The organism is Pseudomonas sp. AAC (assembly GCF_000725445.1).
In the GTDB taxonomy this organism is placed as follows: domain Bacteria; phylum Pseudomonadota; class Gammaproteobacteria; order Pseudomonadales; family Pseudomonadaceae; genus Pseudomonas; species Pseudomonas citronellolis.
The window spans coordinates 428030-441183 of the sequence record NZ_KL647100.1 but is presented as its reverse complement, the minus strand read 5'-3'; the positions used below and the strand labels follow the sequence as shown (position 1 = coordinate 441183).

Here is a 13154-nt window from a genome sequence, read left to right as displayed (position 1 = left end):
GAAGCGATACCCATCGCCGTGGCAGCATGGGTTTCGCAGGTCACCCCATCCTACGACCGTGCGCCCCTGGATCCGTAGGGCGAATAACCGTTCGCGGTTATCCGCCGATACACCGACGCCATGGCCAACGCCCAGGTCTCCCCTGGAGTCGCCGGGGCTAAAGGCTAAACGGCGGATAACGCCGTAGGCGTTATGCGCCCTACGGGCAGTGGCGTTCGAACCCATAGGCCCGCTCGACCCTCGCCACCCGCACGCGAAAACGCTCGTACCAATCCCGCCGTCCACCTTCACGCGCCAGCTTGTGCTCGGCATTCTCCCGCCACCGGCGAATGCTGTCTTCGTCCTGCCAGTACGACACCGTGATACCCAGCCCGTCCGCCCCGCGCGCCGACTCCACCCCCAGGAACCCCGGCTGTTCCGCAGCCAGCTCGAGCATGCGCTCGGCCGCCTCGCCATAGCCGGCCTCCACCGGCGTGCGCAGCGAAGTGAAGATCACCGCGTAGTAGGGCGGTTCGGGCGTCATGGCGATCATGCTGCGTTCCTCGCGTACTGGTTGGCGGCGCGCAGGAAGGCTTCGGCCAGGGGCACGCCGATTCCGGCCAGGGCCTTGCGCTCGGGTTGGAACAGGGTGGCGACGAAGAACGGGTGGTCGCTGGCCTCCAGGGCACGGATGCTGCCGTCCTCGCCGTGGGCGCTGGCGTGCAGGCCGCTGTCGAACAGCGCCTGCTGGTAGTCCGGGTTGACGCCGTAGCTGCAGCGGTAGCCTTCGCGGATGCTCGGCTTGCCGTAGACGCTGGCCAGGCGCGAGCCGGGCTGCAGGCGGATGTCCTCGCGCACCTCGATCAGCGAGCAGGGCAGGGCGTGGATCACCCGCCGCGCCGCGCGGGGCTCGATCTCGCCGTGGGCGGCGTCGTCCCAGCCCAGGACGTTGCGGGCGCGCTCCAGCAGGGCGTGCTGGAAGCCGGCGCAGGTGCCCAGGTAGGGCACGCCGCGGGTGCGCGCGTGACGGATGGCGCGCAGCGCGCCCTCGGTGCTGCGGTAGGGGCTGCCGGGGGTGCACCAGAAGCCGGAGTAGGCGTCCAGCGCCAGGCCGCTGGCCAGGCGCTCGGTATCCAGCCACTCCAGGCGCAGGGCGCCGGCGTGGGGCAGCAGCGCCTGCTGCAGCGCCAGGGGAATGGCCCAGTGCGCGGTGACCCGGCTGTCGCGGTCGCCGATCAGGCCGATCCGCAGTACTTTCCGCACCTTTCGCATCGTTCGTGTCCCCTGCGCTGGCGCCCGTTGGCGGGCTTCGCTGGGCAATTTATAGTTGCGCCGATGCAATCGAAATGGGCGGTTGCGCAATTCAAGAGTGCGCTCATGCAATATCGACTGGAATATGCCGACCTTTCCCTGGTACTGGCCCTGGTGCGCGGCGGCAACCTGGCGCGGGCCGCCGAACTGCTGGCGGTGGACGTGTCCACGGTGTTCCGCGCGGTGCGCCGGCTGGAGAAGGCCCTGGGCATGGCGTTGTTCGAGAAGGGCCGCGCCGGCTACCTGCCCAGCGCCACCGCGCAACAGCTGGCGCGCCAGGCGGAACTGGCCGAGCAGGCCCTGGAGGCGGCGCGGGTGGGCCTGGAGCAGGGCCGCGAAGTGCTCAGCGGCACGGTGCGCCTGACCTGTACCGACGCCGTGCTGCACGGCCTGCTGCTGCCGGCGCTGGGCCGCTTCATGGGCGGCTATCCCGGCCTGCACCTGGAGCTGTCCACCTCCAATGCCTTCGCCAACCTCAGCCGGCGCGACGCCGACGTCGCCCTGCGCCTGACCACCGCGCCGCCGGAATACCTGGTGGGCCGCTGCCTGGGCGAGGTGCGCTACGCCCTGTGCGCCCACGAGGACTACCTGGCCGCCCAGGCCGGGCGTGACTGGAGCGAGCTGAGCTGGATCGCCCCGGACGAATTCATGCCCGACCACCCCAGCGTCGCCTGGCGCCGCCAGCTGTACCCGGCGCTCACCCCGGCCTACCGCTGCGGCAGCATCCTCTCGGTGCTCGAGCTGTGCCGCGCCGGCCTGGGCCTGGCGGCGCTGCCGGACTACCTGCTGCGCGAAGGCGACGGCCTGCGCGTGCTGCAATATGACCTGCCGGGCTGCGCCACCGCGCTGTGGCTGCTGACGCGGCCGGATTGCCGGGCCCTGCGCACCGTGGTCACGCTGTTCGAGGAGCTGGCGCGGCACATCCGCCTGCCGCAAGCCGACGGGCGTTGAACGGCCATCCGACGAAAAGAACGAACCTGCGCCCGCCGCCGTCCCTCCAATGGCCATCGCCGCATCGACCGGAGGTCGTCATGAACCCGACTCTGCACAAATGGCTGGGCAGCCCCTGGCCGCAACGCGATGGCGAAAACGCCGCCCGCGGCCTGCCGGGCTACCCGCGGGACGCCGAGCAGGACGCGGAAATTGTCAGGAGCCTGGGCTTCGACCCCGACTCGCCGGACCTGGCCGACCCGCAGATCGACCCGCCGCAGCCACCTCACCCACCCCGCGAAGGCCCCAGCCCGCAGCGCCACAAACGCGCGCCGGGCGAGCAGTACCCGCCTTATGGCGACTGAGGCCGGACCAGCCAACGGCAGGGCTGCATCGTCCGTGCACATCCCCTAGACTGGCGTCTTTCATGGATAGGGGAGCAAGGCATGTACCGGGGAAGCTGTCTGTGCGGCGCCATCGCCTTCGTGCTCGAAGGCGAGCTGGCGCCCATCCAGGTCTGCCACTGCGGGCAGTGCCGCAAGGCCCAGGGCGGGCCTTTCGCCACCAACATCCCGGTGCGCCGCGAGGCCCTGCGCCTGCTGGCGGGCCAGGAACAGCTGCGCACCTTCGAGTCCTCGCCGGGCAAGCGCCGCTGGTTCTGCGCGCGCTGCGGCTCGCCGATCTACAGCGAGCGCGACGCCTTGCCCGGCATCCTGCGGCTGCGTGCCGGCGCCCTCGACGGGGAGTTGCCGAGCCGTCCGGAGGCTCATTACTACGTGGCCTCGGCGGCCAACTGGTGGCCGCTGGACGACGACCTGCCGCGCCATCCCGCCGGCAAGCCCGGTTGAGCGCGGCGGCGAGGTTGTCATGTTCGTTGCGTTCACCGCGCGTTACCCTGTGGGCCGTTTGAGTGGCTGATCGTCAAGGAGAAACGATGTCGGCATCACCCGGCCATTTTCGCGTCATGGTGCTCGGCGGCTATGGCAATTTCGGCAGCCTGATCGTCCGCCGCCTGGCCGGCATCGACGGCATGCGCGTGCTGGTCGCCGGGCGCGACCGCAAGCGCGCCGGCCTGCTGGCCGCGGAGGTGGGCGGCGAGGCGGTGTGCCTGGACATGAACCAGCCGACCCTCGCCGGGCGCCTGCGCGAGCTGGGGGTGGACCTGCTGATTTCCACCGCCGGCCCGTTCCAGGCCCAGGACTACCGGGCGGCGCGCGCCGCGGTAGCGGCGGGGGCGCACTACGTCGACCTGGCCGACGCCCGCGAATTCGTCTGCGCCATCGGCGAGCTGGACCGCGCGGCGCGCAGCGCCGGGGTGCTGGTGTGCGCCGGCGCCAGTTCGGTGCCGGCGCTCAGCGCCGCGGTGGTCGATGAACTGCTGCCGCGCTTCGCCCGCCTGGACGTCATCCACCACGGCATCAGCTCGTCGGCGAAGATTCCCGGCCAGGCCACCCTGGCGGCCGTGCTCGGCTACTGCGGCAAGCCGCTGCGCCAGTTGCGCGACGGCCGCTGGCAGGCGGTGTACGGCTGGCAGGACCTGGTCGCCCACCGCTTCCCGGCGCCCCTGGGGCGGCGCTGGCTGGCCAACTGCGACGTGCCCGATCTGGAACTCTTCCCGCAGCGCTACCCAACGGTGCGCGAAGTGCGCTTCGGCGCCGGCCTGGGCCTGCGCAGCACGCATTTCGGCACCTGGGCGCTGTCCTGGCTGGTGCGCCTGGGCGTGCTGCGCGACGCCAGCCGCCTGAGCCCCTGGCTGCAACGCCTGGCCCAGGGCCTGGAGCCGCTGGGCGACGGGCGCAGCGGCATGTTCGTGCGCCTGGAAGGCGAGGGCGCCGACGGCCGGCCCCTGCGCCTGTGCTGGGAGCTGCAGGCGGCCGACGACCACGGGCCGAACATCCCCTGCATGGCGGCAGTGGCCCTGGCCCGCAAGCTGGCGGCCGGGCGCCTGGACAAGCGCGGCGCCACGCCCTGCGTCGGCCTGCTGGGCCTGGACGACTACCTCGCCGAGCTGGAAGGCCTGAGCGTGCGCCATGGCCTGCGCGAGCTGGGGTCGGAGAGCGCCCGCGGCTGATACCCCGCAAGCGGTATGCGCGCCGGCGCCGCAGGCCCGTCCGCCGCCGGCTACTGATCCACGACAAGAAACGCGCCGGGCGCCCGCCCTAGACTCCGTGGCCGCCCATCCCGCGAGAGGAGTCACCCATGAACGTGGATATCGCCATCGTCGGCGCCGGCCCCGCCGGGCTCTGCCTGGCCCGCGCCCTGTCCGGCCATGGCCTGTCGATCCTGCTGATCGAGCGCCAGGCCCGCGCCGCCCTGGCCGAGCCGGCGGAAGACGGCCGTGAGATCGCCCTGACGCACGCCTCGCGCAACCAACTGCAACGGCTCGGTATCTGGCCGCGGCTGGCCGCCCAGGACATCGCGCCGCTGCGCGATGCCCAGGTGCTCAACGGCCCCTCTCTATTCGCCCTGCGCATCGATGCCGGCCTGGCCGGCGCCGGCCAGCTCGGCCACCTGGTGCCGAACCGGGCGATCCGCCGCGCCGCCTTCGAGGAGGTGCAGGACTGCGCCGACGTGACCCTGCTCGACGGCCGCGCACTGCAATCGGCCAGGGTCGCCGGCGACCGCGCCCGGCTCACCCTCGACGACGGCGAGCAACTGACCGCCGACCTGCTGGTGGCCGCCGACAGCCGCTTCTCGGAAACCCGCCGCATGCTCGGCATAGGCGCGCGCATGGAAGACTTCGGCAAGACCATGCTGGTCTGCCGCATGGCCCACGCCAAGCCCCACCAGCAGGTGGCCTGGGAATGGTTCGGCTACGGCCAGACCCTGGCCCTGCTGCCGCTCAACGGCGACGTCTCGTCGGTGGTGCTGACCCTGCCGCAGCACGAGATGGCCCAGGTAATGGCGCTGGACGAAGCAGCCTTCGCCCGCGACATCGAGCGCCGCTTCGAACACCGCCTGGGCAGCATGGCCCTGCTCGGGCAGCGCCATTGCTACCCGCTGGTGGGCGTCTACGCCGACCGCTTCGCCGGCCCGCGCTGCGCGCTGCTGGGTGACGCGGCGGTGGGCATGCACCCGGTCACCGCCCACGGCTTCAACTTCGGCCTGCAGAGCGCCCGGCGCCTGGCCGCCGAAGTGCTGGCGGCCAAACGCAAGGGCGGCGACCCGGGCGCCGCCGGTCCGCTGCGCCGCTACGCCCTGGCGCACCGCCTGGCGACCTGGCCGCTGTACCAGGCCACCAGCCTGATCGCCGGGCTGTACAACGACCCGCGCCCGCCGGCGCGCCTGCTGCGCAACGCCGGCCTGCGCCTGGCCCAGGGCCTGCCGCCGCTGCGCCAGGCCATCGCCCGGCACCTGACGCAGAACGCCTGACACACCGGCCTGGCCCGGGGGAGGGCGCGGGCCGCGATCCGAGAAAGAACGGGAGGAAAGACCATGGCCCTGACATCCGCCGACATCTGCGCCGCCGCCGATCGCCTGAAGGGCTTCGTCGGCTTCAACCGCAAGACCGGCAAGTACCTGGTGCGCTTCAGCGAGGACTCCTTCGGCCTCGACGTGGACGAGGACAGCATCGTCCCGGCCTGCGAGTTCGTCTGGGCGCAGAAGACCGGCGAGCTGATGACCCTCAGCCGCGAATGCCTGCAGATCCTCCAGGCGCAGAACATCGCCGAGCGCCTGGAATTCGGCGAGGCGCTGCAGACCTACCTGCGGCGCACCGACCTGCCGGAAATCTGCGCCCAGCGCCAGCTGAAGTAGCCGGCGCCGCCTGGAAGCGTCGGCCAATGCATTGGGGCGCCAGGTGTGGCCGGTGAGTCCAATCGCGGACGGAGTCCGCTCCTACGACCGAGCTTCCCTGCCGGCTGCGCCGAGGCGCTTTTCGTAGGATGGGTTGAGCCTTGGCGAAACCCATGCGGTCGTGGCGATGGGTATCGCTTCGCTCAACGCCATCCTACGCGGCGTCGTGTTTGCCGGTGGGGTAGGAGCGGACTCCGCCCGCGATTCGGCGGATAACGCCGTTGCCCAAGGGCGCCAGGATGGCCGGCAGGCTCAGAGGAACATGCCGCCGGAGGCCTCCACCCGCTGGCCGTTGATCCAGCGGCTGTTGTCGGCCAGCAGCGCGACCACGGCGCCGCCGATGTCGTCCGGCAGACCGGTGCGGCCCAGCGCGGTGTTGCCGGCGATCTGCCGGTTGACCTCGGCATTGTCGCGCACCAGGCCACCGCTGAAGTCGGTCTCGATGGCGCCAGGGGCGAGGATATTCACCGAGATGCCGCGCCCGCCCAGTTCCTTGGCCTGGTAGCGGGTCAGCACCTCCATGGCACCCTTCATGGCCGCGTAGGCGGCATGGCCGGGCAGGGTGAAGCGGGTGAGGCCGGTGGAGACGTTGAGGATGCGCCCGCCATCGGCGAGCAGCGGCAGCAGCTTCTGGGTGAGGAAGAAGGGGCCCTTGAGGTGGATGTTCAGCAACTGGTCGAACTGCGCCTCGGTGGTCTCGGCGAAGGCCGCGTGGATGCCGATGCCGGCGTTGTTCACCAGGTAGTCGAACTGCGGGCGGCCGAAGTGCTCCTTCAGCACGCTCTCCACGTGCTGGGCGAAGTCGGAGAAGCCGGCGCTGTCGGCGACGTCCAGGGGCAGCATCCGCACCCGGGCGCCGTGCTGTTCGATCTCGTCGGCGACGATGCGGGCTTCGTCGGCCTGGCTGCGGTAGGTACCGATGATGTCGACGCCGGCTTCGGCCAGGTGCAGTGCGGCGTTGCGGCCCAGACCGCGGCTGGCGCCGGTGATGAGGGCGATCTTGCGGGACATGGCGTGGCTCCTGTGGGGTTGGCTTCGGGGACAAGGTTATTGTCCTGCTGGTTGCTGATAAACCTGGCGGAATCGGAAATACTGATCGTAATAGCCGAACAATCCGCAGGCCCCGCCGCCCATGATCAAGCCCGAACTGTTGCGCACCTTCGTGCGCGTCACCGAACTCTCCAGCTTCACCCAGGCCGGCGAGCAGCTGGGGCTGCCGCGCTCCAGCGTTTCCGAGCAGGTCCAGGCGCTGGAGGAACTGCTCGGCACCCGCCTGTTGCAGCGCACCACGCGCAAGGTCCGGGCGACCCAGGACGGCCTGGTGTTCTACGAGCGTAGCAAGGAGCTGCTGGCGCAGATGGACGAGCTGCAGGGGCTGTTCCGCCGCGACGGCGAGGTGCTCGCCGGGCGCCTGCGGGTGGACATGCCGACCATAGTGGCGCGCAAGGTGGTGATGCCGCGCCTGGGCGAATTCACCGCCCGCCATCCGCAGCTGGAACTGGAAGTGAGCAGCACCGACCGCCGCGTCGACCTGGTGCGCGAAGGCTTCGACTGCGTGCTGCGCGTGGGCGGCGCCGCGGACGCCTCGCTGGTGGCGCGCCCGCTGGGCGGCTTCGAGCAGGTGAATTGCGCCAGCCCCGCCTACCTGCAGGCCTTCGGCATTCCACGCAGCCTGGACGACCTGGCCGGGCACCGCTTGGTTCACTACGTCCCCGTGCTGGGCACGCGACCGGCGGGCTTCGAATACTGCCGCGAGGGCAGGACGCACTTTCTGCCGATGGCCGGCAGCGTGACGGTGAACAACGCCGAGGCCTACGAGGGCGCCTGCCTCGGCGGGCTGGGCATCATCCAGGCGCCGCGCCACGGCCTGCGCGACTACCTGGCCGACGGTCGCCTGCTGGAGGTGCTGCCGGACCTGCGCCCGGCGCCGCTGGAGGTGACGCTGCTCTACGCGCACCGCCGCCAGCCGCCGCGGGTGCGGCTGTTCATGCAGTGGCTGCAGGGCCTGGTGGAGGAGGCGGCCGGCCTCTGAGCCGGCCGCGGACAACCTCAGCTCGGCCAGTCCGAGTCGAGGATGATCCGGCAGAAGTCGGCGCGTTCGAACTGCGCGTCCTTCAGGGCCAGGACGTCGGCCTTGACGTTGCCGAAGGTGGTCTGCGGCTTGTCCTTGATGCCTTGGTAGAAGGCTTCGATGATGTCGTTCTTGAAGTCGCCGCCGCGCGGGTGGGCGGCCACCACGGCGTCGCGCACGGCTTCGGGGAACTCGGCGTAGTCGATGCCCAGCACGTCCATCTCCACCCCGGCAGTGACCAGGGCGATCTCCGCGCGCATGTGCTGCGGGATGCCCGGCGTGGTGTGCAGGGCGATGGCGGTCCAGACGGTCTCCACGTCGCGCTCGGCGATGCCGTGGCTGCGCAGGAACTCGGCGGCGCAGTCGGCGCCGTCCACCTCGAAGCGCTCGCACTTGCTGCAGTAGCGCGGCAGCAGGCCCATGTCGTGGAACATGGCGCCGGCGTAGAGCAGCTCGGCGTCGTACTGCAGGCCCCGGCGGGCGCCGGCCAGCGCGCCCCAGTAGTACACCCGCGAGGAGTGGTGGAACAGCAGCGGGGTGGCGGTGTCGCGCACCAGTTCGGTGATCTCGCGGGCGAGCTGGCTGTCGGGGACTTTCACCCCTTGGATGTCGAGGGTCATGGCGGCCTCCTGGTGAGTGGTTGCGGCGCTGTGCTGCCGTGCCCTCATTGGAAGCCCGCGCCGCGTTGGCAGCAATCGATTCAGAGAGACAAATCCTGCCAAGTGAAGCCGATGCGCTGCCAACTGCTGGTAAGACTCCGCTGAAAATGACGTCATAAAACTGACGAAACTTGTTCCAGGTCAAGCTAAAAGTCAGTTCTACGTCACATTCCTGCCGCAATCCATTAAGATGCCGCGCGTGCTGTCGCCGTATTGGTACTCGCCGAGCCGTCATCGTGTCCTTCGTTTTTCCCTCCCTTCGTCCCGCACTGCTGCAGCGTGCCCTGGTACTCACCCTGTGGGTGCTGGCGGCGCCCCTGTGCCTGGCGGCTTCCGGCGCCGCGGACGGCGATGGCGCAGCCCTGCGCGGCATGCTGCTGGGCATCCTCAGCTACGTGCGCTGGCCGCGGGAGCCGCAGACCCTGGAGCTGTGCGTGCTGGGCGAAAGCGAATACGCCGAGGACCTGCTGCGCCGGGGCAGCCTGCTGCAGGCCAACGGCCGCCGCGTCGAGGTGCGCCGCGCGCAGGTGGACGACCCCGCCCTGGGCGAGCGCTGCAACGTCCTCTATCTCGGCCTTCTGGATGAGGCGCAGCGCCGGCGCGCGTTCGCCGGGGTCGCCGGGCACCCGGTGCTGTCGCTCAGCGAGCACGACCCCGACTGCAGCGTCGGCAGCGTGTTCTGCCTGGACTTCAGCGCCACGCCGCCGTCCTTCGCGGTGAACCTGGATTCGGTGGCGCACAGCGGCGTGCGGGTGCACCCCAACGTGCTCAACCTCGGCCGGCGGAGGGGCCAGCCATGAACCTGCCGCGCCTGACCGAGCGCCGCAGCACCCGGCGCAAGTCGCTGGGCCGCCTGCTGTACCGTGCGCACCTGGGGGTGGCCCTGGCCTCGGTGTGCATGGCCGGGCTGGCGGTGGCGGTGGTCGGCCTGCTCACCCTGCGCGCCTATGCCGAGCACAACCTGCACCTGATCGGCCGTTCGATGGCCTACACCGTTGAGGCCGCGGTGGTGTTCAACGACAGCGCCGCCGCCGAGGAAGCCCTGCGCCTGGTGGCCAGCACCGAGGAAGTGCGCCGCTGCGCCGTGTACGACGCCCAGGGCCGCCTGCTGGCGACCTGGGAGCGCGGCCACGGAGTGAGCGCGCTGCGGCATTTCGTCGGGCGCTGGTGGCTCAACCACGAGGAAGTGCAGCCCATCGTCCACGACGGCCGGCAGATCGGCGAAATCCGCCTGACCGGCACCGGCGGGCGCCTGCTGACCTTCCTGATCACCGGCCTGGGCGGCATGCTCGGCTGCCTGGCGCTGACCGCCCTGGGCGCCTTCTACCTGTCGCGGCGCATGGTCAGCCGCATCGTCACGCCGCTCGACCGCCTGGCTCGGGTGGCCCACGCGGTGCGCCGCGACCGCCAGTTCTCGCGGCGCGTGCCCTCGGCGCGCATCGCCGAGCTGGACGAGCTGGGCGGCGACTTCAACGCGCTGCTCGACGAGTTGGAAGCCTGGCAGCAGCACCTGGAGCGCGAGAATGCCTCCCTGGCGCACCAGGCCAACCACGACAGCCTCACCCACCTGCCCAACCGCGCTTTCTTCGAGGGCCGCCTGAGCCGCACCCTGCGCGAGCTGGCCCAGCGCGGCGAGCAGGCGGCGGTGCTGTACATCGACTCCGACCGCTTCAAGGCGATCAACGACGAACTCGGCCACGCGGCCGGCGACCGGGTGCTGGTGGCCATCGCCGAGCGCATCCGCGGCCAGCTGCGCGACAGCGACCTGGTGGCGCGCCTGGGTGGCGACGAATTCGCCGTGCTGCTGGCGCCGCTGCCGGACAGCCGCGCGGCGCTGCGCGTCGCCGACGACATCCTGGCCAGCATGGCGGCGCCCATCGCCCTGCCGGACGGCAGCAGCATCAGCACCTCGCTGAGCGTCGGCGTGGCGCTCTACCCGCGCCACGGGCGCACCCTGGCCGAGCTGCTGCACCGCGCCGACGGCGCCATGTACCAGGCCAAGCGCCGCGGCCGGGGCATGCGCAGCCTGGCCGGCGAGGACACGGATTCCAACACCGAGGACTACAAGGAGATAGCCCGTGATAGCCAAGCCCCTGAAACCTAGCCGTCTGTTCATCGGCCTGCTGCTGACGCTGCTGCTGGCCGGCTGCCAGACGCCGCCGACGCCGCAGAAGGGGCTGAGCGCCGAACAGGTCGCAGCCCTCCAGCAGCAGGGCTTCCAGCTGGGCGACGAGGGCTGGGAACTGGGGTTGTCGAGCAAGGTGCTGTTCGGCAACAACGTCGACAGCATCGACCCGTCCAGCCGCGGCGAGGTCGAGCGCATCGGCCATGCGTTGCTGGCGGTGGGCATCGACAAGCTGCGCCTGGAAGGCCATACCGATTCCTACGGCGATGCGGGTTACAATCAGCAGCTCTCGGTGCGCCGGGCACAGTCTGTGGCCCAGGTGCTGGCCGGCATCGGCATGCCCCGGGACAACCTCGAAGTCATCGGCCGCGGCATGCAGCGCCCGGTGGCGGACAACAGTAGCGCCGCCGGGCGCATGGAGAACCGCCGGGTCTCCATCATCGTCCCGGCCGAGTAAGGAGTCGCCGTGGAGCGGTCTTCGCCATTGGCTGCCTACCGCCTCGCTGTGAGCGAGCGGGGGTTCGTCGAGGATGCCGCGCAATGGCACGCGGCACAGCGCCTGGAGGAATGCCAGGCGGCCCTGCACCGTGGCGAGCGGCCGTTGGGCGTGTACCTGTGGGGCCCGGTGGGGCGCGGCAAGACCTGGCTGCTGGACCGCTTCCACGCCAGCCTGCGGGTGCCCGCGCGGCGCCAGCATTTCCATCATTTCATGCAGTGGGTGCACCGCCGCCTGTTCCAGCTGTCCGGCACCGCCTCGCCCTTGCAGGCGCTGGCTGCCGAGCTGGCGGGCGAGGTGCGGGTGCTGTGCTTCGACGAACTCTTCGTCAGCGACATCGGCGACGCCATGCTGCTGGGCGGCCTGCTGCAGGCCATGTTCGAGCAGGGCGTGGTGGTGGTCGCCACCTCCAACCAGCCGCCCCGGGGGCTGTACGCCGACGGCTTCAACCGCGAGCGCTTCCTCCCGGCCATCGCCGCCCTGGAGCGCCACATGCAGGTGCTGGCCACCGACGGCGGCCAGGACCACCGCCTGCACCCGGGCGCGCCGGTGCAGCGCTACTGGCTGTGCCGCGCCGGCGTGCCCAGCGCCCTGGGCTACGTGTTCGCCGCGCTGGCCGGCAGCGGTAGCGCGGCGCCGCTGGCGCTGGGCCACCGCGAGCTGGCCGTGGTGCGCCACGGCCGCGGGGTGCTCTGGTGCCGCTATGCCGACCTCTGCGAGCGGCCCTGGTCGGCCCAGGATTTCATCGGCCTGTGCGACCGCTTCCACGCCATCCTGCTCGGCGACATCCCCAAGCTGGGCGGCGAGCGCCGCGAGGCGCGCATCGCCCGCGGCACCGAGGACGGCGCCCGGCGTGTGGCCGCCGGCGACCGCCAGTTGCCGGCGCTGTCGGCCCGGGACGACGGCGTGCGCCGCTTCATCGCCCTGGTCGACGAATGCTACGACCGTGGCGTGCCGCTGTACCTGGAGGCCGAGGTGGTGCTGGAGGCGCTCTACACCCGGGGCGGCCTGGAATTCCCGTTCCGCCGCACCCTGAGCCGCCTGCGCGAGATGCAGACCAGCCGCTTCGGCCGCTGAGCGGCCCGCGGGCGCATTCGTCGGAGCTGTTCCAGACTTGTCGATTCCGCGTCCCGCCGGACGACCAGGAACAGGGCGCGGCCACGGTGGCCGCGCGCCCAGACGAGGAGACAGCCCATGTCCCGCATCCAGCGCATCACCCCCTGCCTGTGGTTCGACGACCAGGCGGAGCAGGCCGCGGCCTTCTACACGGCCATCTTCCCCAACTCGCGCATCGGCGCCGTCAGCCATTACGGCGAGGCCGGCCAGGAAATCCACGGCCGCTCGCCGGGCTCGGTGATGACCGTGGCCTTCGAGCTGGACGGCGTCGCCTTCACCGCGCTCAACGGCGGGCCGCTGTTCAAGTTCAGCGAGGCGCTGTCGCTGCAGGTGAATTGCGACAGCCAGGCGGAGATCGACCACTACTGGGAACGCCTGTCCGCCGGCGGCCCGGTGGAAGCGCAGCAGTGTGGCTGGCTGAAGGACAGGTTCGGCCTGTCGTGGCAGATAGTGCCGGCCATGCTCACGGACTTGATAGCCGGCCCGGCGACGGCGGCGTCGCAACGCCTGATGCAGGCGCTGCTGGGGATGAAGAAGCTGGATATCGCGGCGTTGCGCAGGGCCTACGACGGGGCGTGAGCTACGTACCTGTGCGCCGAGGTGCTTTTCGTAGGATGGGTTGAGCTTGCGATGCCCATCGGACCATGGTGATGGGTATCGCTTCGCTCAACC

16 protein-coding genes are annotated in these 13154 nt (G+C 70.9%); 12 read left to right on the top strand and 4 right to left on the bottom strand.

Translation table 11 applies throughout. The features are described 5' to 3' along the window. Positions 1–199: 199 nt before the first annotated feature. The gene (locus FG99_RS25355; protein WP_043272891.1) at positions 200–532 is read right to left on the bottom strand and encodes an antibiotic biosynthesis monooxygenase family protein; all 333 of its coding nucleotides are present in this window, start codon (positions 530–532) and stop codon (positions 200–202) included. Beyond that, the gene (locus tag FG99_RS25350) at positions 529–1251 is read right to left on the bottom strand and encodes a CTP synthase C-terminal region-related (seleno)protein (protein WP_043272889.1); all 723 of its coding nucleotides are present in this window, start codon (positions 1249–1251) and stop codon (positions 529–531) included. Before FG99_RS25350 ends, FG99_RS25355 begins: the two co-directional genes overlap by 4 nt. A 105-nt stretch (positions 1252–1356) precedes the next feature. Between FG99_RS25350 and FG99_RS25345 the strand changes: the two genes are divergently transcribed. The 6 genes from FG99_RS25345 (at position 1357) to FG99_RS25320 (ending at position 5976) form a co-directional block, all read left to right on the top strand. Then, a complete protein-coding gene (locus FG99_RS25345) occupies positions 1357–2241 on the top strand; it encodes a LysR family transcriptional regulator (RefSeq protein ID WP_043272887.1) in 885 nt (294 codons plus the stop codon). Positions 2242–2321: 80 nt separating this feature from the next. Then, positions 2322–2585, top strand: a complete 264-nt coding sequence (locus FG99_RS25340) for a DUF6021 family protein (RefSeq protein ID WP_232244811.1) — start codon at positions 2322–2324, stop codon at positions 2583–2585. An 81-nt stretch (positions 2586–2666) separates the two neighbouring features. Next, a complete protein-coding gene (locus FG99_RS25335; protein ID WP_043272885.1) occupies positions 2667–3068 on the top strand; it encodes a GFA family protein in 402 nt (133 codons plus the stop codon). A gap of 86 nt (positions 3069–3154) precedes the next feature. Further along, positions 3155–4291, top strand: a complete 1137-nt coding sequence (locus FG99_RS25330; RefSeq protein ID WP_043272884.1) for a saccharopine dehydrogenase family protein — start codon at positions 3155–3157, stop codon at positions 4289–4291. 128 nt (positions 4292–4419) lie between these two features. Continuing rightward, positions 4420–5592 (top strand): 5-demethoxyubiquinol-8 5-hydroxylase UbiM, encoded by a 1173-nt coding sequence (gene ubiM / locus FG99_RS25325; protein WP_043272883.1) that lies wholly within the window; start codon positions 4420–4422, stop codon positions 5590–5592. 63 nt (positions 5593–5655) lie between these two features. Continuing rightward, the gene (locus tag FG99_RS25320) at positions 5656–5976 is read left to right on the top strand and encodes a DUF2025 family protein (RefSeq protein ID WP_009621849.1); all 321 of its coding nucleotides are present in this window, start codon (positions 5656–5658) and stop codon (positions 5974–5976) included. A gap of 291 nt (positions 5977–6267) precedes the next feature. Here the strand turns inward: FG99_RS25320 and FG99_RS25315 are convergent, their stop codons facing one another. Then, on the bottom strand, positions 6268–7026 hold the full coding sequence (locus tag FG99_RS25315; protein ID WP_043272882.1) for an SDR family NAD(P)-dependent oxidoreductase: 759 nt from the start codon (positions 7024–7026) through the stop codon (positions 6268–6270). Positions 7027–7147: 121 nt separating this feature from the next. Between FG99_RS25315 and FG99_RS25310 the strand changes: the two genes are divergently transcribed. After that, positions 7148–8047: a LysR family transcriptional regulator gene (locus tag FG99_RS25310; RefSeq protein WP_043272880.1), complete on the top strand. Its 900-nt coding sequence runs from the start codon at positions 7148–7150 to the stop codon at positions 8045–8047. 17 nt (positions 8048–8064) lie between these two features. Here the strand turns inward: FG99_RS25310 and FG99_RS25305 are convergent, their stop codons facing one another. Continuing rightward, positions 8065–8706, bottom strand: a complete 642-nt coding sequence (locus FG99_RS25305; RefSeq protein WP_009621854.1) for an HD domain-containing protein — start codon at positions 8704–8706, stop codon at positions 8065–8067. 275 nt (positions 8707–8981) lie between these two features. On the opposite strand from FG99_RS25305, the gene FG99_RS25300 reads away from it, so the two are divergent. The 5 genes from FG99_RS25300 to FG99_RS25280 all read left to right on the top strand — a co-directional run bounded on the left by FG99_RS25300 (position 8982) and on the right by FG99_RS25280 (position 13061). Further along, positions 8982–9545 carry a regulatory sequestration protein YfiR gene (locus FG99_RS25300; protein WP_043272878.1) on the top strand — a complete coding sequence of 188 codons (564 nt, stop codon included), beginning with the start codon at positions 8982–8984 and terminating at the stop codon, positions 9543–9545. Then, a complete protein-coding gene (locus tag FG99_RS25295) occupies positions 9542–10849 on the top strand; it encodes a diguanylate cyclase DgcN/YfiN (protein ID WP_009621858.1) in 1308 nt (435 codons plus the stop codon). The genes FG99_RS25300 and FG99_RS25295 overlap by 4 nt, the downstream gene beginning before the upstream one ends. Continuing rightward, positions 10824–11327 carry an outer membrane lipoprotein YfiB gene (locus tag FG99_RS25290; RefSeq protein ID WP_043272877.1) on the top strand — a complete coding sequence of 168 codons (504 nt, stop codon included), beginning with the start codon at positions 10824–10826 and terminating at the stop codon, positions 11325–11327. Before FG99_RS25295 ends, FG99_RS25290 begins: the two co-directional genes overlap by 26 nt. Positions 11328–11336: 9 nt before the next feature. Then, positions 11337–12443: a cell division protein ZapE gene (gene zapE / locus FG99_RS25285; protein WP_043272876.1), complete on the top strand. Its 1107-nt coding sequence runs from the start codon at positions 11337–11339 to the stop codon at positions 12441–12443. Between the two features lie 117 nt (positions 12444–12560). After that, positions 12561–13061: a VOC family protein gene (locus tag FG99_RS25280; RefSeq protein WP_043272874.1), complete on the top strand. Its 501-nt coding sequence runs from the start codon at positions 12561–12563 to the stop codon at positions 13059–13061. Positions 13062–13154 lie beyond the last annotated feature (93 nt).